The organism is Paraglaciecola sp., from assembly GCF_039942875.1.
In the GTDB taxonomy this organism is placed as follows: domain Bacteria; phylum Pseudomonadota; class Gammaproteobacteria; order Enterobacterales; family Alteromonadaceae; genus Paraglaciecola.
This window is the reverse complement of record NZ_JBDVBQ010000008.1, coordinates 1-21160: the sequence shown is the minus strand read 5'-3', so window position 1 is coordinate 21160 and position 21160 is coordinate 1. Positions and strand designations below refer to the sequence as shown.

The following is a 21160-nucleotide window of genomic DNA, read 5'->3' as shown; positions in this document are numbered from 1 at the left end:
ATGAATAAGAAAATGTTAGGTGAATTTGAACAAGTGGTTTTGCTCGCATTATTGCGCTTAGATACTAATGCATATGGTGCGGCTATTCGTCAGCTTTTGCAGCGCGAAATAAACAGAGATGTTGCTTTAGGTGCGTTGTACTCAACACTGGAGCGAATGGAGAAAAAGGGCTTGGTGGTCTCCAAACTTGGAGAGGCCACTGCGCAACGTGGCGGAAGACCTAAGCGCTTTTTTTCGGTAACAGCTGAGGGTAAAGCTGCACTTAAACACGCTAAGCAAGCTATGGATACCATGTGGCAAGGTGTTGTACTTACAGTGGGAGGTGAACATGCTTAATACTTATTCATCTCAAAAACAGCACGCGCCCATGCCCAGGTTGGCGATTTGGTTATTGTCTCGATTAGCTAACCCGGCCTATCGTGACGAGCTAATTGGCGATATGGAAGAAGAATACACAGAGCGCCAGCTGACTAATCAAGAGGCAAGCAACTGGCTATTAAGACAAACAACAATGGCAATTTGGGATGGGCAAAAAGCGATGATTAGAACAACAGGTTTTGTAAAAACACTAAGCATTATTTTATGTGTACTGGCGTTGCCAACCATAGCCTTATTCGTTGGTTGGCTTTCTAACATGCATATGCCTTCTGAACATCTGTGGCAGCTTTTGATGGCGGGTGAAGTGCATTACATATTATTTAATTCTGAATATTGGGGAATTGCATGGAACGAGAGTGGTGTGTCTCACCTAGAGGTTGACATGTTTATGCATATTCCTTCAATACTCTGGGCGATGGTATTCGCGGTATCGGCATACTTGTTCTTGAAAAAGCTTAAGCCATCAGTTTGGGTATTTAGCGCTTTTACCTTGGCTTATATATTGGTGCCTTACTTGTTTGGATATGGGGTGATCAGCGTGTTCGAACTACCACCTCAAAAAGTAGGGCCGATTTTAGCATTTATGATGCTGGCACCGTTTTTCACTTTACCCGCATATGTAGGTTTTTTATTTAAGGGGTTTGCGAATTGCAGTACTTAAATAATTGGGCAGTTCAACGTAGTTAATTCTTATGCTGGAGACAGACAAGGGCTTTCTAATCGAAGCTGGCGTCAATAACTTTATGCTCGTTAGCGACGCCGTGGTTTCTTGATTAGGGGTTAATCCAGTACATAGTGCTTGAGGTTGAAAGCAGTAGTTGAGCCCCATGTTCTTCTGAGTAAGAGTACCTCATGCCTCTGTGGGTGGGGGTTCCGATAATCGGTGTTCCTTTCCACAACAAGTTAAAGTTTGCATCCAATTCTGTTAGCACATATTGGCAATCGTAGTAGCAATAAGAACTGTGTGAGTCTTGGCTCATTAGCACAAAAATAGACTGCTCAGAACTGCTGGATGTATTTACCAAAAAGTCCTTTAACTCGTTGCTATAGTCCCTACGATTACCTTCTTGTAAGCTATCGGTGCCTACTGCAAAACTAATAAGACTGTTGTCGTCCAGACATATCAACTCCTGTGTGTCTTCTTGATCCAGGTTTGCAAATTCAACTCTGCCACATTCTTGTTCAATATAGGCGACTTCTGAAAAGGTTGAGCCATTTAGTTGAAGCAAATGCAGGTTATTGTTCGTAGAAACTGCGACTAAATACTCGTTGCTAATTTGAGTAATCGCAAAATCAGTTATCCCATAGTCGAAGCTGTAGTTGGCAATGAGCAACTGATTTTGTACGTCTACAGACTGTAATGTGTTGCCATTGACGTATACGGCATCTTCATATTGATCATTGTTGATGTCATAGGCTTGAATCACACCTATGTCGTCATAGTAGTCACCATCTATCCCCCAATGTAGTGATAGGTCTGAGAGCTGATATACACCAAAAGAACCATTATATGTTTCAGACGTTGGAATGAACACATCATCCATTCCGTCCTTGTTAAAGTCGGCAATGTCACCGTGGTAGCTGTTGTCCCAGTTGGAGGAAATTTCATCTGTTATGGTGACACTGCCTTCTGGGGACAGAGTGGCAATGACACTGCCATCATAGCTACTGCCAGAAGAAGGCACAAAAAACACACCTTCAACGGTGTCGTTATCGTTGCTCCAGCCAAGAGTAGAGAAACTATCTAGTTGCGGGCTGACACTGCTCTCTTTTACTATCATTTCGTCGCTATCATAGTCAGCTACAACAAATGAGTTTTCACCGCTATGGCTTTGTCCTGTCCCCCAATGCAGCTCTAACTGACCATCATTGTCAGAGTCTCCCATCATTACAGACTTAGAACCATGGTCTTGCATGTCTACTTGCCATGCTTCTTCTAGCGCGCTATCAACTAGGTTATAACCGGTGATATTTCCCCATTGGCAATCACCGACTAAAATTTCATCAACGCCATCGTTATTTGAATCAGCAGTATTGAGGGAGCATGTGTTGAAATTATCCATGCTAGTGAGTTGAGCTTTGGTCACTGCAGAATAAACCTTAATGTCCCCCCAGTTATCCGCACCAATAATTTCATCAATATTATCACCATCAAGATCGCCTGCCGCGACCAAAGACGATCCAAATGTAGTACCACTAAACCACTGATTACTCCAGTCACTGCCGTCATATACCAGCCCGTTATTGGTGATTAATTCGAGAGACGAGTCGGCGTCCACATTGGCAAATATTATTTCGCTGGCATCATCCACTGAACTATTGATTTCAGTTATTTCACCGGTCGCTGTATCAAACACTTTTAGCGAGTAATCAGAAGAAGAGTACTCACTTGTCGAAGACAGGTAGGCTATTTCAATATTTCCATCTTGGTCACTGTCTGCTGCGGCAATACTCTTTATGTAGTTAGTTTCGGTAAGTAGCTCAGAGGCAATGCCATCGAGCCCATCAATTACACTTATGCCTTGTTCGGTAGCAACCAAAATTTCTTGTTGAGCGTCATCATCAATATTTAACCCAATAATTTGCATTATGCTACCTAGTGTTGGCATGGCGAATGGATACATCCATGATTGCTCGTAACTACCATTATTTTCTTCAAGCAAAAATACGCGCTGGTTTGAATCGGTAGATGCCACTTCATTTAAGCCATCGTTATCGAAATCTCCGACCCACATTGAGTAATTGGACGTAGGGACTTCAATACCTGATCTGGCTAGCGGCATTCTGGCATTTGACGTGACGTTAATATCTACAGAAAGTTGCTCTTGGGTATCGTCTTGACTGGCAAAGGTAAAGATAAACATCTGTTCAGGTAACAAAAACTCATGATTGGCGGTATCCCAAGTCACTAAACCATCAGCGTCGATACTTGCGCCAGCAGGCGCTGATGTCATGATAGGAATTTGCTCTTCGTCATCGCCTAGGTCAGCGTCTTCAATAGTTACATTGAATTCGACCAGCTCACCAGCCGTTGTATTTGTAGGAACATTTTCAGTCAATAACTGAGCAGGTGAGTCTAATATGACAACCGATATACTAGAGCTAGCAACCTGATTTATGCCGTCAGATACCAGCATAGTTACACTAATTTCGTCGCCATAAACGGCCAGCTCCGCGGGCAATGATGTACCTGTCACCCCTTCGACTAGCTGACCATTGATAAACCATTGATAAGTAACTATGAGGTCATCATAGTCAGTGTCGGGATCACTATAGCTGCCTTGGTATATTTCAATTGTATCAAGTGTGGTGTAACCAAAATCAACAAAAGAAGGACTGTAACCTATATCTGGCGGCAGAGATAACTGGTCAAGCTCATCTAGGGTTAACTCGCTCCAATTAATGTCATAGTAATCGTAGTCATAACCTAAGTAAGCACCTTGGTCGAAATTACCGTCTCCATCATTATCCACTTGATACAAGACATATCCGCTCTCATTTTCTTCAATATTGACTGTATTTAACGCGCTAAGGGTTGTCGTCTCAAAATAATCATAACCTTCAGTAAAGTCGTAGCTCCAAGTATGGGAGACGTCTACAACGCCATGTTCAGATAAATAAAGTTCTCCAATATGCTCTGCCTCGTAATAATCATTGTCACCTACGAAGCTATACTGATTTGAATTAATAATTTGTGAGTCATCTGATAAGTCAGTTATCAATAGTTGATGTGAAAAAACGGACGTTCTCTCACCTGTTGATTCGGAATTGTCGACAGATATTAATTTGAAAAATCCGGTAACTTCGTAAAGATTCCCATTATAGGAAACTTGAATGTCATCAAAGTAATTGGTCAGATCGCTACTATACTCAGAGATCTCGAATATTTTTGTCGTGGCTTCGCCATCAATTACTACATTTCGCCAAGTAGAATATTCACAGTTATCGTAACTTACTGTATAGGTCGACTCCGCTTCTGTAACTACTCCAGCTGAAATAGTGACCGTTCCACCCGAGAGGCAGGAATGTGTATCGCTAAGATTCGAGGTGTAATCTAACTCGGCTATGAAGAAAGGATTTATTTCGTAAAAGTTCAAATCCAACTCACCAAATAATACATCAAACACTTTCTGACTGATGGCTGGTGTAAGCTCAGGTTCAGAGGTCAACCCAGAATAGCTTGAAAGTATTTTTTCTCTGAGTGCTGTTTCAAGTTCTGTTGCTGTATATAACTCAGGGGAGTCAATAATTTGTTGCGTAGTTGGCCCTGATGATTGTGGCGGAATGTTGCTAGAGCTGCCACCGCCTCCACAGGCAGTTAAGGCTAGGGCAAAAAAAAGAGAAACAGATTGGCGTAACGTCGCTGCCATTATAATCCTTCCTTGTATATTTGATTTTGTTATATAAATACAACGGCAGAATAACAAAAGTTATTTGCTTAGCATAGAAAAACCGACGTTTTAGGGGGATGCCAAGGTGGGGCTGTTATCTAGTCTCTAATATCTGGGGTCATAGTAAACTTTAGGTCATTTGGCGGCTGATATTTTAATTACACACATACAAGCAAGCGGATACGGCTTTGTGAAAGCCGTTTTAAATATTGTTTGGTAGAAGCTGACGAATACCTAAAAGTAAATTTTAAGTTGAAAGATCCATTAGGTTTGTAGAGGTATGTAATAGATTTTATATTACATTGTAGAAGTTTTTATCCTAGATATTTAAAATTATCAAAGCGTAACGTTACCCCGCCAGCCAATAACTAATCATCCACTTTAGTTCACTTTAACCATCACCTGCCCCCCGATTAACCCCCCTTAAATATCGACAATCAAATAACTCCCCACTGTTTGCTTAATAATCTCTACTAATTCTTCATCCATATACTGATATTCATCAAGTATATCGAGTACGTGAGTCGGTTTATGGTCTAACAGTCTTGTAAATTGCGCCTTGAGTCTGCTTTTGTGTTTTTCTTCCATTACAAAAATTATATCAGCCCATTGAATGTCTTTGACACTTACCGTTCTTTTCGCTCTTGGGCTAGTACCTGCGGACCTTACGTTTAACTCTGGGTGATTCTTCCAAACCTTTTCAGCGGTTGGGCTGCGCCATTGGTTTCTGCTACAAATGAAGAGTATGTTTCTCATTTGATTCTCCTTAATCGACTGCTCTTGTTTTAAGGTTTGCCTCTACACTTTGCAGAGGCAATTAAAGTTTATATTAATTGCTTAATACAAACTTTTCGCCTTTAAATGTCTGCACCGGATTACCACGTTCAAGTTCCCAGTGCTGTTGCCACCGAGCTTTTTCTTGCTGAGTCATTTGCTCAAGCTTTGTTGCTTCCAATTTCTGGAGCAACAGCGCTCTAGCTAGCCGTTTATTTGCATGTTGGCTTCGCTCGCTTTCAGCTCGTACTGAAACTCCTGTTTCTGTGTGCGTAGCTCGGACTGCCGAGTCTGTTGTATTTACATGTTGACCACCAGCACCTGATGATCTGCATGTTTGAAATGTCACTCCCTTATCCAATTGAGTTTCATTTACTTCATACATTTGGCCACTGAAGAACCAGTTTTTACGTTTATGTTTTGGTCTAAATTGACTTTGACATACCCATAACATAGCGCCTTGCCATGACTCGGCTAATTGTTTAGCTGACTCTGGTTGCCCTGATTCCAAATGTAATAGTGCCGACTTAAAGCAGCCCACTTCTTTTGTAACAACAGTTTCAACTATGTGGAGCTTAATTCCTTTTTCTCGACACTGTTTCTCAATTATTTTCAGCACTAAACCAACGGCTTTACAGCATTCGATAGGTCCTTGGCCTGCGGATAGTTGCAATAAAATCATGATGAACAATCTCCATTTGTTTTAAAGGTTAGAACTGGTCGTAGTTTTGCGACCACCTCAATTAACCCTGCATCTACCATATCGCTGATCACCGTTTCACATTTTTTATATGCTTGTGGTGCTTCGTCATAAAGTAGTTCTTTATTACCACACACTACGCGACTACCTAGGGCGGTTCGATATAGGTCTTCACGTTTATATTTGTGACCTAAGCGACCATGACACTCACCACGTTTCCATTTTCGGCCTGCGCCATGGGCCAATGAATATAAGCTTATGTTGAGGTTTTCAGCTGTTGAGTCGTTGCCAATAATGGGCCTCACTAAATAGCTGTAATCACCCCGTGAGCCAGGTATCACCACATAGCCTTTGTCGCTGGGGGTTGCCCCTTTTCTATGTAACCAGCCTTTATGACCGGCAATGGTTTTAGCCGATACTAAGTTGTGATTTATATCTAAAGTGCAATTACCATAGCTTCTAATAGCTTCTAAAAATCGTTTGGCAATGAGCTCACGATTTAATTCAGCCCAGCGTACGGCTTCATCGTGCTTGGTTAGGTAAACTTTTAAGTCATAGTTACTGTTGTTTTCAGCATCAGTAAATAGCCCGTCATGGTTGTGCTTAGTTATATGCTCAACCAAAATAGATTGCCCTAACCCTCTAGAACCTGAATGCACGAGAAGCTGAAGGTGCTTTTTATTAAGTCCCAATGTTTCCAGTGCTTTTGGGTCATAGACTTGGTCAATGGCCTGAAACTCTGCAAAATGATTACCGCCTCCGATAGTGCCTAAAGCGTGGTCATAACTATCGTTATAAATACATTTTTCAGACTTTCGCTGTGCAATCATAGAAGACCAACTTTCGTCTAGTGGATGTTCTATATGCTCAAATTTTTTGGCCAATTTATCTAAATTAACCTTGGATACTTTTGCTGAAGTTTGCCAAAGCGACATACCGCAACCAATATCATTACCTACGAGGGCAGGATAAATTTTGTTTGTTGTAAAAAATGCCGCACCTATGGGATAGCCTCTCCCTGGGTGCAAGTCAGGCATACCAGCTACGCTGTGCATACCATTAAGTTCTGATGTTTTAATCAGTTGTTCTATCGCTAGCCCTTCGATCCACGTATCAGCAGATGCAATAAGGCTAACGTTTTCAGTAATTTTTTGGACGGATTTGCCCATAATACCAATTCCTTTCTCTTTCTTAGAAAATGAGGATGTAAAACGTAATGCGTATTGGCAGGTCTATTTACACAATGAAGTGACCGGGGCGTAGCTTTTACAAAGCTACAGAATATTTGATAGCTTTGGCTAGTTAGCCGACAAGACCTGCAAAGGATAATAAAGTTAATTTCATGTTTTCTACTCCTTTACAGTTAGTGGTTGAATCTACCTAAAATATTTTAGGTGATGAATAATTAAGCGGGCGCATAGTAATCAGCTTTTATCGGTAAAGCAAATAATTAGTTGAAGGCTGTACCTTAATGTGTGACTTTCTTATGGATTAATTGTAAAAGGAAAAGTGTTTTGATTAGGTTACTTACTAAAGTGTTATTTGTTTTTCTTTTATTTAACAGACACATTGATATGAAAATGGTGAGTAAGTAGCAATGCCTTTTACACCTATTCATATGGGGCCAGGAATACTCATTAAGTCACTGTTACGGGGTAGCTTTAGCTTGATGGTATTTGGTTGGACTCAGATCGTTATGGATATTCAGCCCCTGATCGTTTTACTTTCTGGTGAAGGTCACTTACATGGTTTTAGTCATACATATATTGGCGCTACTATCATTGCCATTCTTGCTGGAATATCAGGTAAATATTTATCTGAGTTTGGTTTGATGGTTCTCAGGATTTCGAAATATGAAAATCCAATTTCTATTGCTTGGAGGGTTGTGTTTCTAAGTGCCTTTATCGGCAGTTTTAGCCATGTTTTACTCGATAGTATTATGCATTTAGATGTTGAACCTTTCTATCCATTTACGTTAGAAAATGCATTTTTAGGTGTTATTTCTGTGCCTGTATTACATAAGGTCTGTTTGTATTCTGGGTTAATTGGTGCGGCAATTTTTTACAGTGTTAGCTGGAGATTAAAAAGGTCATGAGAAAGGCTGTAAAATGTTTGGTGATGAGCATGAGTTTATTTTCTTGTGTAGTTGCTGCAGAAAAAAGCACCTGTTTTGGCACGACCGCAAAAGGGCGGCTGGAAAATGGTGTTGAGATGGTTAGTTCTGGTGATAACTATGTTACCTATAGCAGAGTAGCGCGTTTTGCTGGAAGGACATATGTTCACTCAGAAGTTAGAAGTATTCTGGTCGAGTCATACAAGTCGCTAAGTAGTGTTTTGCCTAGTAAAGTATTTAAGTATGCAGAAACTGGGTTTGCGGAGGGTGGGCCATTTAAGCCGCACAAAACTCATCGTAATGGGTTGTCGGTTGATTTTATGACGCCTGTTGTCAACGAGTTGGGAGAGTCAGTTCACCTACCTACACATGTCTTCAACAAGTTTGGCTACGACATTGAATTTGATACTAACGGAAAATACAAGCGCTACACCATAGATTACATTGCTTTAGCTGCACATATTGTTGCTCTGCATAAAGCAGCACTTGCTCAAGGTGTAGACTTGTGGCGAGTGATATTTGATCCTAAGCTGCAACCTGAACTATTCAAAACATCCTATGGACCATACCTTAAGAGGTATATCCAATTTTCTAAGACGCCCTCTTGGGTCAGACATGATGAACACTATCATGTTGACTTTGATATTCCATGTAAGGCATTGCACTAAAAAATGTTGTCTTCGGGTAGACAATTATTTCGAAGGGAAAGTTAATTGGTTTTCGGTGAGAGAGATTAAAAGAAGGGGAGAGGTTATCTGGCATTGGGTCATTTTCCGTAAGTAATCACATTCCCTGAATCTCGTAAATGATCAACGCCAGCTCTTCTTTAATAATAAGAATCAAAAACGTCACTGCCGTTTCCGCACCGAGCATATATATCATAGGGGAGATTATATAAGCTTGCGTCCATGTCACCAGTATCTTCATATGGTCTTAAATTGTAATACTTCTCAGTGCCGTCTTCGTGAGTCACTCGAGCTCGGCAATATTCATCGCCTGTGTTATCTAGCGAAAAGTATGCATAGCCGTTCCACACCCCTCTTATAAACTTGACGTCACCCGCATAAGAGCTATCACTTTGATTTGGATAGTATACCTCCTCTCCATTTTGCTCTGCCATTGCATCCCTAACGGCCCTTAAGTGGCCCAAAGAGCAAGCCTGTAGTGTAGAAACTAGTACCACTATTAATAAAATTTGAATAATTCGCATCGCCAGTTCCGATTGGTAATTGATTGAACGAAAAAAATTAATTGAGAAGAACATTATTAAAAAGTGTTTATATTTTCGGTATTAAATCTTTAACTTTGGTATGTTTTCAGAACGCTTTTAGCTATTTGATGAAACTATCAATATAAAACAAATTTGAGGTTTGTTAATAACTGTATATACTAACACTAACTGTATAGATAAACAGGCTGGTTATGCGTCCATTAACGAAACGACAAGAAGAAGTTTTACAACTCATAAAAGATACTATGGTGGATACGGGCATGCCCCCTACCCGAGCCGAAATAGCTAGAAAATTAGGCTTTAAATCTGCCAATGCTGCTGAAGAACATTTAAAAGCTCTGGCCCGCAAAGGGGTAATTGAAATTTTACCCGGTACTTCTCGTGGTATAAAACTCAACACACCTATTGAAGATCAACTTGAAGATCTTGGTTTGCCTTTGATTGGGCAAGTTGCTGCTGGTGAGCCTATTTTGGCCCAAGAGCATGTAGAGGGGCATTACCAGGTTGATCCAAGTTTGTTTAAACCTAGTGCTGACTTTTTGTTAAGAGTAAATGGCATGAGTATGAAAGACATAGGTATTTTGGATGGTGACTTGCTTGCTGTGCATCGCACCACTGATGTCCATAATGGTCAGGTTGTAGTGGCTCGTGTAGATGAAGATGTCACAGTAAAACGCCTTGAGAAAAAAGGCAGAGAAGTATTATTACATGCAGAAAACGATGACTTTGCACCCATCAAAGTCGATTTGGCGAATCAACCATTTAATATAGAAGGCATTGCTGTAGGCGTTATTCGTAACGCTGATTGGATGTAAATAAACTATTTTGGCGCAATTGTCCTGATTGCGCTTTTCTTTATCTTTTGTTTTCCTCGCTATAATTCTTTGATTCAAATGAGCAATACAATTTTTTAACATTAAAATGGTTAAAAAATAACCGTTAGATTGTATTTTATACAAAAAAGCTAGACTAATCCCCATAAAGTAAGTCATTCTTAACACTCTCGTATCAAAATGTAACAATAAATTAACGTATATTTAACCATTGTTTCGCGTGTTCTCTCGCTTCTGATGTTTTTTACAATGAATAAATAGAAATACGTTTCCTGTTTGTGAGGTGTCAAAGTGAAGAGAATTTTACCCAAGGCTGGAGTATTGCTGTCCTTATTAATGACCACTCCAGTATTTGCAGAAGCCACGGATAAAATTGATCAATACCAGTTAAATATGACTAAAGGCGTGACCGATATCAGCGCCGAAGTTTATGACATGCATATGTTGATGTTCATTATATGTATCGTTATTGGTGCGGGCGTATTTATCGCCATGTTTATATCTATGTATTTCCATCGCAAATCTAGAGGGGCTAAGCCCGCTAATTTTCATGAAAGTGTGAAGGTGGAAATAGCCTGGACGGTTATTCCTTTTATCATTCTCATTGCTATGGCAGTGCCAGCCATGAAGTTATTGATCGATATGGAAGATGCTAGTGAGCCCGGTGTTACGGTTTTGGTAACAGGTTCCCAGTGGAAATGGCATTACAAGTATATGGATAATGAAGTGGAATATTATTCAAAAATGGCAACTCAAGCCGAACAGATATCAGGAAAATTTGAAAAAGGTGAAAACTATCTTCTTGAAGTTGATAGGCCTTTAGTTATCCCCACAGGTGAAAAGGTCCGGTTTTTAATTACTTCTGATGATGTTATCCACGCTTGGTGGGTACCAGATTTTGCCGTTAAACAAGATGCCAACCCTGGGTTTATTAATGATGCATGGGCGTTAGTTAACGACCCCGGAATTTATCGTGGCCAATGTGCTGAGTTATGCGGAAAAGACCACGGTTTTATGCCTATTGTTGTGATTGCCAAAGAGCCAACTGATTATAAGAACTGGATTACAGAGCAAGAAAATATTCAATTGAAAGCAAAAAAAGAAGAGCAAAGATTACTGGCAATGAATATGACCATGGCTGAAGCGATGGAGCAAGGTGAAAAAATTTACAACGCCAACTGTGCCGCCTGCCACATGCCAAATGGTGAAGGGCTGCAAGGGGTGTTCCCAGCCTTAAAAGGCAGTCAAATTGCTATTGCTGACCAGCCTAAACATATCAGTATTGTACTCAATGGTGTATCTGGGACCGCCATGCAAGCTTACGCCAAGCAGTTAACTATGTCTGAATTGGCTGCTGTTATCACATACGAGCGTAATGCTTGGGGCAATAACACTGGCGACTTGGTTCAAGCTAAAGACATTAACGCCGCATTAAACGGACAATAGGAGAGGTGACCATGACTGCAACAACAAATGACACTCATCGTGATGGCCCTCATGACGCAGAGCACCATGAACATCATATTCCAACAGGTATAAAGCGTTGGTTATATACCACTAACCATAAAGACATTGGCACCTTATATCTGTGGTTTGCTTTTATTATGTTTTTAACTGGTGGTGCCATGGCTATGATGATCCGCGCTGAATTATTTCAACCCGGTTTGCAAATTGTTGAACCGAACTTTTTTAATCAGATGACAACTGTACATGGCCTTATCATGGTTTTTGGTGCGGTTATGCCCGCTTTTACAGGTTTAGCTAACTGGTTGATCCCTATGATGATAGGAGCGCCAGATATGGCTTTGCCTAGAATGAATAACTGGAGTTTTTGGATCTTACCTTTTGCCTTTGCAATTTTGTTGTCTTCGTTATTTATGGAAGGTGGCGGACCTGCATTCGGTTGGACGTTTTATGCACCGCTTTCTACGACGTACAGCAATGATGGTACTGCTTTATTTGTGTTTGCAGTGCATATCATGGGCGCATCTTCGATAATGGGGGCTATCAATGTGATAGTCACAATTTGGAATATGCGGGCGCCAGGTATGACTTGGATGAAAATGCCCCTGTTTGTTTGGACTTGGTTAATCACTGCATTTTTACTTATTGCGGTAATGCCAGTGCTAGCTGGCGCTGTCACTATGGTGCTCACTGATAAATTCTTTGGTACCAGCTTTTTTGATGCCGCTGGTGGTGGTGACCCTGTAATGTTCCAGCATATTTTCTGGTTCTTTGGCCACCCAGAGGTATACATAATGATATTGCCAGCCTTTGGTATTATCTCGCAAATCATTCCCACCTTTGCCCGTAAACGACTATTTGGCTATGCCTCTATGGTCTATGCCACCGCCTCTATTGCTTTGTTGTCATTCATCGTTTGGGCCCATCATATGTTTACTACGGGTATGCCAGTGGCCGCCGAGCTATTCTTTATGTTTGCCACTATGCTGATATCTGTACCTACAGGGGTGAAAGTATTCAATTGGGTTGCAACAATGTGGCGAGGTTCAATGACCTTTGAAGTACCTATGTTATTTGCTTTGGCGTTTATTGTGTTATTCACAATTGGTGGATTGTCTGGGCTGATGCTCGCTATCACCCCTGTGGATTTTCAATACCATGATACTTATTTTGTGGTCGCACATTTTCATTACGTGTTAGTAACAGGGGCTATTTTCTCGATTATGGCTGCAGTTTATTATTGGTTGCCTAAGTGGACCGGGAAAATGTTTGATATTGGCCTAGCTAAATGGCATTTCTGGTGTTCACTTATTTCAGTCAATGTGTTGTTTTTCCCTATGCATTTCGTGGGATTAGCGGGTATGCCCAGACGAATTCCTGACTATGCCTTACAGTTTGCAGATTTCAATAAATGGATAAGCATAGGTGGCTTTGCATTTGGTTTATCTCAACTGATTTTCTTAGCGTTATTGATAAAAGCGTGTAGAAAAAAAGGGGAGCCTGTATCGAATCAGGTCTGGGAAGGAGCTGAAGGCTTAGAGTGGGAAATTCCCTCACCTGCACCTTATCACAGCTTTGAAACTCCACCAGAAGTAAAGTAAATACAGTAGGTAAGCTCCCATGAACAAGCAGCAAGCACAAAACAAAAACAGCAAAATGGTTGTGAAACTATTGGCTATAGTTGTGGGTATGTTTGGTTTTGGGTTTGCGTTAGTTCCTCTTTATGATGTTTTGTGTGATGCATTGGGGATCAATGGCAAAACTTCAGAAACTGCTGCTGTGTATGAATCAGTTAAAGTCGATAAAACACGATTGATTACGGTGGACTTTATTACCCGTATCAATACAGGCATGCCTTGGGAATTTAAAGCTGAAACCAGACAAGTGAAAGTTCACCCTGGTGAGATGAGCCAAGTAAACTTTTATGTTCGAAACCCTGCTAAGTCTTTAATTGTAGGGCAGGCTGTACCTTCTGTATCTCCTGGACCTGCAGCACTTTACATGAATAAAACAGAGTGTTTTTGTTTTGAACAACAAACCTTGCAGGCGGGAGAAGAAGTGCTTATGCCAATGAAGTTTTATGTTGATCCACAACTACCGAAAAATATTACTTATTTTACCGTTCAATACACCCTATACAACGTCACGGCTTCCGCAGAAGTTGTGGCGATGAATTAAGGGGTTGGGAGAGCAAAAATGTCAGAAAAATATGAAAAGTATTATGTACCTGCAGAAAGTCCATGGCCCTTTATGGGAGCTGTTGCGTTATTTTTAATTGCTGTTGGCGCAGGAAACTTTGTAATTGAGACTACCCGAGATAAAGAAGGGTATGGTGGTTATATTTTAGCGGCTGGGTTAATCACTTTAGTGGTGATGTTATTTGGTTGGTTTAGAAATCAAATACATGAATCTATGAGCGGAATGTATAGCTCGCAGTTAGGGCGTTCTTACCGGCAAGGGATGGCGTGGTTTATTTTTTCTGAAGTAATGTTTTTTGCTGCTTTTTTTGGGGCTTTATTTTATGCAAGGGTCATAGCGGTACCATGGTTAGGAGGCGCATCCAATAATGATATGACTGGCGAAGTCTTGTGGCCAACATTCAATGCTATTTGGCCACTGATTGAAACTCCTGGAGGCACAAAAACTGAAGCTATGGGTTGGTACGGTTTACCGCTCATCAATACCATTATATTGATGGTTTCTTCGGTGACTTGTCACATGGCCCATGTTGCCTTAGAAGAAAACAAACGAAAATACCTGAAAATTTGGCTAAGCCTTACTGTGATTTTAGGCTGTATATTCTTAGCTCTGCAGGTTGAAGAGTATATCCATGCTTACACTGAAATGGGTCTAACTTTAGATGCTGGGATTTATGGTAACACCTTCTTTATGTTGACAGGGTTTCATGGTTTCCATGTAACTCTTGGCACAGTGATTTTATTTATTATGTTACTTAGAGTCTTTAAAGGGCATTTTACCCCAGACAATCACTTTGCTTTTCAGGCGGGCAGTTGGTACTGGCATTTTGTAGATGTGGTTTGGGTGATGCTGTTTTTCTTCGTATATATTTTATAGAGGGAGATTTTCACCTTAGCCCTCAGCATCTTGGCTTTAGTAAGGTGATGGGTTTGGTGTAATCAGGCCTGTTGCCATCGCTACTAATATTAAAAGGATAATAAGCGCAGAGATCATCACTCTACGGCCAATGAACTTGCTCATAGAAGGTTGGCTTGGGTCATTTTTTAACATGATCATCATAGCTTTAAAAAGGTTGAACAACATAAACAACAGTAAGGCGCCAATGAGAATTTTGATGATCATTTTGCTACTCCAAAATATTGATAACTTATGGCTGTAAAGCACACCAAGTTACATTTTTCATTGATAGCTAGCTTAGTAACATTTACTGCGGTTGTCATTATGTTTGCTTTGGGAGTATGGCAATTACAAAGAGCTCAAGAAAAAACAGAACGGCTGTTATCAGTAAAAGAAGCCGAAAGTACAGGTCAAACGACCCTGCAAAACCTGCTAAAAAAACACAGCGACAATATGTTAGATATGCCGGTCTCAATGAGAGGTAAAGCAGACAATTTGAGATATTTTTTAGTTGATAACAAAATTTATCAAGGTCGAGTGGGGTATCACGTGTTAGTTCCAGTCAACACTCAGCAGGGATGGTTGCTCGTTAATTTTGGTTGGGTAGCGGCCATGAGTAGCCGTAATACTTTGCCCACTGTAAAGCTGCATTCAGATTTAACAGAATATTTTGGCATGGTATCCATCCCAATTAAAAACGTAATGGTACAAGAAACCGCAAAGCTAGATGGTGATTGGCCAAAGCTATTACAACAAGTAGACCTAGAAATTATGCAACAACACTTGCAACAGAGTCTTTTACCTTTTGTGGTGCTATTAAACCAAGACTCAGAGTCTGGTTTTGAGCGTCATTGGCAACGGGTCGTTATGCCACCAGAAAAACACCTTGCCTATGCAGCGCAGTGGTTTTTATTAGCGATTGCTGCAGTTGTAATATTTGTAGTGGCACATCGTAAAAAACAACCAAGGAATACCTATGAATCCCGTTAAAAAATCAACCAATAAAAGTACGATTTTTATCTTTGTATTGGCTTTTATATTGCCTGTTATTTTGGCGAAAGTGGCATTAGACAATGACTGGTTTAATCAAGCTGCAACAAATAAAGGTGAGTTAATGCAACCTGCCCTTGATATGACAAGTTTACAAGGTGGGTTGAAAGAGCCTAAATGGAAATTACTCTATGTGTTGCCAGAGCAATGCACTGAAGCTTGCGAAAATGCTTTGTATAGCGTTACTCAGGTTCATAGTGCTTTAGGGAAAGAAAGTGATCGAGCTGAAGTTGTGGTTCTCGCTCATGCTCAAAGTGATAGTGAGCAACTTGCTCTAATAAAAGAGCAGCCTCATTATCGATTGCTCAATACTAACTTAGACACTTTACACCAAGTGTTTGATGGTGCAAGTACTCAAGGTGTTTTTATAGTTGATACGTTGAACAATATTATCTTACGTTACCCTTTATATATAAACACTGAAGATGCCATTTTACATAGTCGCGATATATTGTCTGATATGCGCAAAGTGCTTAAGTTATCTCGCATTGGGTAAAGGAGAGGTGATGAAAAAGCTAGTAGTTGTAAGTATTTTTTTAGCTTTAGTTGTTATTGTCTTAGGGGCCTATGCTCGCCTTACTGATGCTGGCTTAGGTTGTCCTGATTGGCCAGGGTGTTATGGACATTTGAGTTTTAGCAAAACCACAGAAAACATAGAGATAGCTCAACAAGCCTTTCCTGACAGGCCATTTGAAAAACACAAAGCATGGAATGAAATGATTCACCGCTACTTTGCTAGTGGCCTTGGTTTTATGATTTTGGTTATTTTTGTGACAAGCTTATTTAAAAAAGCTGGAAACACCCCAGTTAAACTCCCTTTTTTTCTACTATGTTTAGTGTGCTTTCAAGGTGCTCTGGGTATGTGGACTGTGACTTTAAACTTGTTGCCGGTTGTTGTCATGGGGCATTTATTAGGAGGGTTTACCTTACTTTCCGCTTTATTCTTACTATATTTAAAACTTAGTTCTTATCGAATACCTGGTGGTGACCATCGTGTTAAAGAGTTTCGAAAGTTTACTATTTTGGGGATTGTGATCGTAACCGTTCAAATTGCCTTAGGGGGCTGGACGTCAGCCAACTATGCAGCGCTAGCGTGTACTGAACTTCCAATATGTGAACAAGGTTGGCTACAACGGTTAGATTTTTCAGGAGCTTTTAGCATTCCTGATGTAGAAAATTATGAGTATGGTGCTCATGATTATAATGAACGAATGACTATGCATATATTGCATAGAGTCGGCGCCCTAATTACCTTTATATACCTGTGCTGGTTAGGCATGCGTTTGTTTGCGTTGGCCAGCTCTAAATTAATTAAAAGGTTATCAGCAATAATGGTATTAGTGTTAGGGGCACAAGTTATTTTAGGTGTGAGCAATGTGGTATTTAGTTTACCTGTGGTGATAGCGGTAATGCATAATGCAATGGCAGCATGTTTATTACTGTCATTAGTGGCCATCGCATACACCTTATATCGTAAAATATAGGAGAAGGTTATGAGTAAAGTTATGACTGTGGCACAGCGAAATATCACATTTAATTTTTATGGTACATGTAAAGATTATTACGAGATGACTAAGCCTAAGGTTGTTTTACTACTGTTGTTAACTGCTTTGGTAGGTATGTGTTTAGCATCTGAAAGCTGGATTGAATGGCAGGTATTTACTGCAGGGTTATTAGGTATTGGCTTTTTGTCTTCTGCAGCAGCTGTGGTTAACCATGTAGTAGACCGTAAAATAGATAGTCAAATGGCTCGTACGTTCAACAGGCCAGTAGTTAAGGGAAAGGTCACTCCCCAAAAAGCTTTAATCTTTGCAGCCTTACTAACAATAGTAGGTTATGTCATTTTAGAACTGTGGGTGAACCGTTTAACTGCCGTGTTAACTTTAGCTGGATTACTTGGTTATGCGGTTGTTTACACTATGTATTTAAAAAGGGCGACGCCACAAAATATTGTTATCGGGGGCTTAGCTGGAGCTATTCCACCTTTGCTCGGGTGGACTGCAGTCACTGGGGAAGTGCATGCCAATGCTTTGTTGTTAGTTTTAATTGTATTTACGTGGACCCCCCCGCATTTTTGGGCTTTAGCTATCCATCGCGAAAAAGATTATGCCCGAGCTCAGGTTCCTATGTTACCTGTTACCCATGGAATTGAGTTTACGAAAACCTCTATATTGCTATATACGGTTTTATTGAGTGTAGTGTGTTTGTTGCCCTACCTAATAGGTATGACAGGTATAATTTACTTGATTGGTTCGATAGTGTTAAATGCGGGGTTTTTGTATTACGCTTGGAAGCTGAAGTTTGACGCTAATGATCAAACTGCTATGGATACCTTTAGATTTTCTATCATTCACTTAATGGTATTGTTTGTAGTGTTATTAGTGGACCATTATGTACAATTTTAAAAATAGAGTAAGTTATAAAAATGAGTAAAGTTCAAGCTGGAGTGGTTGCCTTAGTTGCTTTGATAGTGGGGTTGGTTGCTTCTGTTTATATAGCACCACCACAAGTAGGGCCCCAAACCCAACATGTTAGTTTGTATCCTCAAGCTCGAGCATTACCTGACTTTGAATTAGTGGCAAATGATGGTCAAAAAGTGACACCACTCACATTAAAGAATCACTGGAGTTTAGTGTTTGTGGGTTATACTTATTGCCCTGATATCTGCCCCACTACTCTGGCAGAATTAAAAGGTATTTATCCTCAGTTGCAAAAAATTCCTACCGATAATCCCATTCAAGTCATGTTTATTTCAGTAGATCCTAAACGTGACACCACTGAAAGGTTAAATGAATATATTAACTTTTTTAATCCTGATTTTATTGCGGCTAGCGCTGAGCATGTACAACTGTTTCCGTTAGTCAGAGCAATGGGGATGATGTATTCAATGTCAGAAAGTACCGACAACCCTAATTACTTAGTAGACCATAGCTCTTCTGTTGTGGTGGTGAACCCAGAAGCGCAAGTCATTGGACGATTTAAACCAGACTTTGAAGTGGGAAAATTACCTATTAGTGAAGGCCAAAAAATTCTAGAAGATATGCCCGCTATTATTGCTAGAGCCCAGTCCTGATTATGGGGTGTAGGGGTAGCCTAAGAAAGCATAATAAGTGAACATTAGACGAGCAAGGCAATCTGATGCGCTAGCGTTAGCGCCCCTTATTCTCGCTTCTGGTCCTGAAACTCTTGCTGCTATCTTAGATATTAATACCGACCTAACCGCTTTAAAATTTCTATCTAAAAGTTTAACTGAGCCTGAGGGGCAATATGGTTACCTTAATCATTGGGTTGCTGTGGTTAATCAAGAGCCCTTAGCCTGTGTAACTGCTTGGCATAATCAGCTTAGTGCCGCGTTTCACCAAGCTACCCTTAGTAGTTTACTGGCGTTTTATGGGACCCCCCATGTTCATAATATTCTTCGCAATAGTTTAATTACCCAAGATTGTATTCCCAAGCCAATTGCAAATGAGTGGTGTGTTGGTCACTTATCTGTGACACCTAAACATCAAGGCCAAGGTTATGGAAAAGCGTTATTAGATTTTGTTGCGCAGCAAGCTGTAAATGCCAAAAAACCTTTTTTAAGTCTAGATGTGGCGGTTAATAACACCCAAGCTTTAGCGTTCTATGAGCGCCAGGGCTTTGCAAAAAGCACTGAGTCTGGTGTTACACAGCGTATGCTTGATTTAGGTATTGGTGAACATTGGCATTTGCTAAAGGAATTAAAGGTTTCTTAGTCTATCCATTTTCCATCTGTTGTAGCCATAAAAAACGGCTGAGAAAACCAGTAGTATCTTGAGTTGTATTTTTTACTAGGGGCAGTGCAATTTATTCTATGCCTACCTGCTGTGCTTATAGGGTTAAGGGTTAAACGTATTTGTTTATCTATTACCTTTTTAGACACGACTTCATTGTTTTGAAAGCAATTAATCTGCTGTGAGTTTAGGTCCGCATCGTCTACATTAAATATTAGGTTTTGTGGCGCAGAGATAATAACTGGATCATCGGGACTGACGTTAGAAACCGGCATAGCTAAGCTATTTAATTTGACCTTTAGGGTATTTATATTGCTGTAAATGCCCGCAGCTGGGAATCGTGGTAAGGCTGAAAAGTCACTATAAGAGGCAATCGCGCCACTATGTTGAGCAAAGCTTACGTACCCTAATTCTGTTAACCGATTTTTAAGTTTGTTGTTGAACTCGCCATAAGGATAGGCAAAGTATTTCAGGCTATAGCCTAGTTTTTCAGTTAATTGTTGCTCAGCTTGCTGCACGTCTAGGGTTGATCGTTTAAGCCAACTGTCTTCAGATTCGTTGGCGGCACGTGTCAGCATATGGCTATGGTGATTACTATGGTTAGCAAAACTAACACCTTGTGTTGTCATCTCTTTTACCTGCTCCCAATCTAACTGATAATGGGCCTTACCGATTAGTGGTGGGTTCACAAATATGGTGTAAGGAAACTTAAATTCTTGCATGATTGGGTGGGCATTTTCGTAAATATTCTGGTATCCATCATCAAATGTAATGGCCACTGCTTTATCGGGTAATGGTTGCTTGTTTTGTAGGCTCTCTACAACCTTCTGTAGTGGCAACACTGTGTGGTGTTTGTGTAAATAACTCATGTGCTCTCGGAAAGTCTCTGGTGAGACAGAGGTCACGGGTGGTGTGGAGGTACTTACATGGTGATACACCAAAATGACAGCGTTATCATTAGCCCATAACTGTATGCTAAACAAAGTGAATGTTATGCTGATTAAGAATGATCTTATGTCCATAAATGGGCTCGCAATAAAATGGTGTAAAAATTAAAGCACGTACTCTATCAAACTTCTGGCAGTTCAGCTTACATAAGCAGATTTTGCTTATAGCGTTTCCGATGATCCTTAGTAATATCACCACACCATTAATGGGTCTCGTAGATACTGCTGTTTTAGGTCATATGCCGGGGAGCTATTTTTTAGCTGGGGCGTCGGTTGCCACTTTGTTGATTACCCAAATTTATTGGGTATGTGGTTTTTTGCGAATGACCAGTACAGGTTTGAGTGCACAAGCTAAAGGTACGGCCAAAGCATCTCAAATTAACCAATCTTTGTTTCAAAGTATCTTGATTGGGCTGCTATTAGGGCTAGGA

At 40.4% G+C, this 21160-nt stretch carries 23 protein-coding genes; 16 read left to right on the top strand and 7 right to left on the bottom strand.

Features of this window, described 5'->3' with window-relative positions:
• Together ABJE44_RS02080 and ABJE44_RS02075 are read left to right on the top strand one after the other, a co-directional pair.
• Positions 1-336, top strand: coding sequence for a PadR family transcriptional regulator (locus tag ABJE44_RS02080; protein WP_348110817.1), 336 nt, complete (start codon positions 1-3; stop codon positions 334-336).
• Complete coding sequence (locus ABJE44_RS02075) at positions 329-1039, top strand: hypothetical protein (RefSeq protein WP_348110818.1); 711 nt, start codon at positions 329-331, stop codon at positions 1037-1039. The genes ABJE44_RS02080 and ABJE44_RS02075 overlap by 8 nt, the downstream gene beginning before the upstream one ends.
• Positions 1040-1151: 112 nt before the next feature.
• On the opposite strand, the gene ABJE44_RS02070 is transcribed toward ABJE44_RS02075, so the two are convergent.
• The 4 genes from ABJE44_RS02070 to ABJE44_RS02055 form a co-directional block, all read right to left on the bottom strand.
• Positions 1152-4748, bottom strand: coding sequence for a VCBS repeat-containing protein (locus tag ABJE44_RS02070; protein ID WP_348110819.1), 3597 nt, complete (start codon positions 4746-4748; stop codon positions 1152-1154).
• A gap of 444 nt (positions 4749-5192) precedes the next feature.
• On the bottom strand, positions 5193-5525 hold the full coding sequence (locus tag ABJE44_RS02065; RefSeq protein ID WP_348110820.1) for a phosphotyrosine protein phosphatase: 333 nt from the start codon (positions 5523-5525) through the stop codon (positions 5193-5195).
• A 73-nt stretch (positions 5526-5598) separates the two neighbouring features.
• Positions 5599-6225 (bottom strand): peptide chain release factor H, encoded by a 627-nt coding sequence (prfH, locus tag ABJE44_RS02060; protein WP_348110821.1) that lies wholly within the window; start codon positions 6223-6225, stop codon positions 5599-5601.
• Entirely contained in the window at positions 6222-7412 is a 1191-nt protein-coding gene (locus ABJE44_RS02055) for an RNA ligase RtcB family protein (RefSeq protein ID WP_348110822.1), read from the bottom strand. The genes prfH and ABJE44_RS02055 overlap by 4 nt, the downstream gene beginning before the upstream one ends.
• A gap of 428 nt (positions 7413-7840) precedes the next feature.
• Between ABJE44_RS02055 and ABJE44_RS02050 the strand changes: the two genes are divergently transcribed.
• Together ABJE44_RS02050 and ABJE44_RS02045 are read left to right on the top strand one after the other, a co-directional pair.
• On the top strand, positions 7841-8338 hold the full coding sequence (locus ABJE44_RS02050; RefSeq protein WP_348110823.1) for a metal-dependent hydrolase: 498 nt from the start codon (positions 7841-7843) through the stop codon (positions 8336-8338).
• 29 nt (positions 8339-8367) lie between these two features.
• Complete coding sequence (locus ABJE44_RS02045) at positions 8368-9024, top strand: penicillin-insensitive murein endopeptidase (RefSeq protein ID WP_348110824.1); 657 nt, start codon at positions 8368-8370, stop codon at positions 9022-9024.
• 158 nt (positions 9025-9182) lie between these two features.
• Here the strand turns inward: ABJE44_RS02045 and ABJE44_RS02040 are convergent, their stop codons facing one another.
• Positions 9183-9566, bottom strand: a complete 384-nt coding sequence (locus ABJE44_RS02040; RefSeq protein ID WP_348110825.1) for a hypothetical protein — start codon at positions 9564-9566, stop codon at positions 9183-9185.
• A gap of 212 nt (positions 9567-9778) precedes the next feature.
• On the opposite strand from ABJE44_RS02040, the gene lexA reads away from it, so the two are divergent.
• The 5 genes from lexA (at position 9779) to ABJE44_RS02015 (ending at position 14959) form a co-directional block, all read left to right on the top strand.
• Complete coding sequence (gene lexA, locus ABJE44_RS02035) at positions 9779-10402, top strand: transcriptional repressor LexA (RefSeq protein WP_348110826.1); 624 nt, start codon at positions 9779-9781, stop codon at positions 10400-10402.
• Between the two features lie 354 nt (positions 10403-10756).
• Positions 10757-11866: a cytochrome c oxidase subunit II gene (gene coxB / locus ABJE44_RS02030; protein WP_348111081.1), complete on the top strand. Its 1110-nt coding sequence runs from the start codon at positions 10757-10759 to the stop codon at positions 11864-11866.
• Positions 11867-11877: 11 nt separating this feature from the next.
• Entirely contained in the window at positions 11878-13485 is a 1608-nt protein-coding gene (gene ctaD, locus ABJE44_RS02025; RefSeq protein ID WP_348110827.1) for a cytochrome c oxidase subunit I, read from the top strand.
• 19 nt (positions 13486-13504) lie between these two features.
• A complete protein-coding gene (locus ABJE44_RS02020; RefSeq protein ID WP_348110828.1) occupies positions 13505-14062 on the top strand; it encodes a cytochrome c oxidase assembly protein in 558 nt (185 codons plus the stop codon).
• Positions 14063-14080: 18 nt separating this feature from the next.
• Positions 14081-14959 (top strand): cytochrome c oxidase subunit 3, encoded by an 879-nt coding sequence (locus ABJE44_RS02015; protein ID WP_348110829.1) that lies wholly within the window; start codon positions 14081-14083, stop codon positions 14957-14959.
• Positions 14960-14995: 36 nt separating this feature from the next.
• On the opposite strand, the gene ABJE44_RS02010 is transcribed toward ABJE44_RS02015, so the two are convergent.
• A complete protein-coding gene (locus ABJE44_RS02010; RefSeq protein ID WP_348110830.1) occupies positions 14996-15205 on the bottom strand; it encodes a DUF2909 family protein in 210 nt (69 codons plus the stop codon).
• Positions 15206-15232: 27 nt separating this feature from the next.
• Between ABJE44_RS02010 and ABJE44_RS02005 the strand changes: the two genes are divergently transcribed.
• From ABJE44_RS02005 to ABJE44_RS01980, 6 genes are read left to right on the top strand one after another with little or no spacing between them, the layout of a single operon-like run.
• Positions 15233-15970, top strand: a complete 738-nt coding sequence (locus tag ABJE44_RS02005) for an SURF1 family protein (RefSeq protein ID WP_348110831.1) — start codon at positions 15233-15235, stop codon at positions 15968-15970.
• Positions 15957-16526: a hypothetical protein gene (locus ABJE44_RS02000; protein ID WP_348110832.1), complete on the top strand. Its 570-nt coding sequence runs from the start codon at positions 15957-15959 to the stop codon at positions 16524-16526. Before ABJE44_RS02005 ends, ABJE44_RS02000 begins: the two co-directional genes overlap by 14 nt.
• Positions 16527-16536: 10 nt before the next feature.
• Positions 16537-17514: a COX15/CtaA family protein gene (locus ABJE44_RS01995; protein ID WP_348110833.1), complete on the top strand. Its 978-nt coding sequence runs from the start codon at positions 16537-16539 to the stop codon at positions 17512-17514.
• 9 nt (positions 17515-17523) lie between these two features.
• Positions 17524-18435, top strand: a complete 912-nt coding sequence (gene cyoE / locus ABJE44_RS01990) for a heme o synthase (RefSeq protein WP_348110834.1) — start codon at positions 17524-17526, stop codon at positions 18433-18435.
• A gap of 20 nt (positions 18436-18455) precedes the next feature.
• A complete protein-coding gene (locus tag ABJE44_RS01985; RefSeq protein WP_348110835.1) occupies positions 18456-19103 on the top strand; it encodes an SCO family protein in 648 nt (215 codons plus the stop codon).
• A 37-nt stretch (positions 19104-19140) separates the two neighbouring features.
• On the top strand, positions 19141-19764 hold the full coding sequence (locus ABJE44_RS01980) for a GNAT family N-acetyltransferase (protein ID WP_348110836.1): 624 nt from the start codon (positions 19141-19143) through the stop codon (positions 19762-19764).
• Here the strand turns inward: ABJE44_RS01980 and ABJE44_RS01975 are convergent.
• Entirely contained in the window at positions 19761-20804 is a 1044-nt protein-coding gene (locus ABJE44_RS01975) for a polysaccharide deacetylase family protein (RefSeq protein WP_348110837.1), read from the bottom strand. The two genes, ABJE44_RS01980 and ABJE44_RS01975, sit on opposite strands and share 4 nt — an antisense overlap.
• Before the next feature lie 101 nt (positions 20805-20905).
• Between ABJE44_RS01975 and ABJE44_RS01970 the strand changes: the two genes are divergently transcribed.
• A partial coding sequence (locus ABJE44_RS01970) for an MATE family efflux transporter (RefSeq protein ID WP_348120623.1) occupies positions 20906-21160 on the top strand: 255 nt, incomplete at its 3' end.

Coding starts and splice junctions, on each gene's coding strand:
- ABJE44_RS02010 (WP_348110830.1), bottom strand. CDS start 15,205: ATGATCATCAAAATTCTCATTGGCGCCTTACTGTTGTTTATGTTGTTC.
- ABJE44_RS02045 (WP_348110824.1), top strand. CDS start 8,368: ATGAGTTTATTTTCTTGTGTAGTTGCTGCAGAAAAAAGCACCTGTTTT.
- ABJE44_RS01995 (WP_348110833.1), top strand. CDS start 16,537: ATGAAAAAGCTAGTAGTTGTAAGTATTTTTTTAGCTTTAGTTGTTATT.
- ABJE44_RS02015 (WP_348110829.1), top strand. CDS start 14,081: ATGTCAGAAAAATATGAAAAGTATTATGTACCTGCAGAAAGTCCATGG.
- ABJE44_RS02075 (WP_348110818.1), top strand. CDS start 329: ATGCTTAATACTTATTCATCTCAAAAACAGCACGCGCCCATGCCCAGG.
- ctaD (WP_348110827.1), top strand. CDS start 11,878: ATGACTGCAACAACAAATGACACTCATCGTGATGGCCCTCATGACGCA.
- cyoE (WP_348110834.1), top strand. CDS start 17,524: ATGAGTAAAGTTATGACTGTGGCACAGCGAAATATCACATTTAATTTT.
- ABJE44_RS02000 (WP_348110832.1), top strand. CDS start 15,957: ATGAATCCCGTTAAAAAATCAACCAATAAAAGTACGATTTTTATCTTT.
- ABJE44_RS01985 (WP_348110835.1), top strand. CDS start 18,456: ATGAGTAAAGTTCAAGCTGGAGTGGTTGCCTTAGTTGCTTTGATAGTG.
- ABJE44_RS02080 (WP_348110817.1), top strand. CDS start 1: ATGAATAAGAAAATGTTAGGTGAATTTGAACAAGTGGTTTTGCTCGCA.
- prfH (WP_348110821.1), bottom strand. CDS start 6,225: ATGATTTTATTGCAACTATCCGCAGGCCAAGGACCTATCGAATGCTGT.
- ABJE44_RS02055 (WP_348110822.1), bottom strand. CDS start 7,412: ATGGGCAAATCCGTCCAAAAAATTACTGAAAACGTTAGCCTTATTGCA.
- ABJE44_RS02040 (WP_348110825.1), bottom strand. CDS start 9,566: ATGCGAATTATTCAAATTTTATTAATAGTGGTACTAGTTTCTACACTA.
- ABJE44_RS02050 (WP_348110823.1), top strand. CDS start 7,841: ATGCCTTTTACACCTATTCATATGGGGCCAGGAATACTCATTAAGTCA.
- ABJE44_RS02020 (WP_348110828.1), top strand. CDS start 13,505: ATGAACAAGCAGCAAGCACAAAACAAAAACAGCAAAATGGTTGTGAAA.
- ABJE44_RS02065 (WP_348110820.1), bottom strand. CDS start 5,525: ATGAGAAACATACTCTTCATTTGTAGCAGAAACCAATGGCGCAGCCCA.
- lexA (WP_348110826.1), top strand. CDS start 9,779: ATGCGTCCATTAACGAAACGACAAGAAGAAGTTTTACAACTCATAAAA.
- coxB (WP_348111081.1), top strand. CDS start 10,757: ATGACCACTCCAGTATTTGCAGAAGCCACGGATAAAATTGATCAATAC.
- ABJE44_RS02005 (WP_348110831.1), top strand. CDS start 15,233: ATGGCTGTAAAGCACACCAAGTTACATTTTTCATTGATAGCTAGCTTA.
- ABJE44_RS01975 (WP_348110837.1), bottom strand. CDS start 20,804: ATGGACATAAGATCATTCTTAATCAGCATAACATTCACTTTGTTTAGC.
- ABJE44_RS02070 (WP_348110819.1), bottom strand. CDS start 4,748: ATGGCAGCGACGTTACGCCAATCTGTTTCTCTTTTTTTTGCCCTAGCC.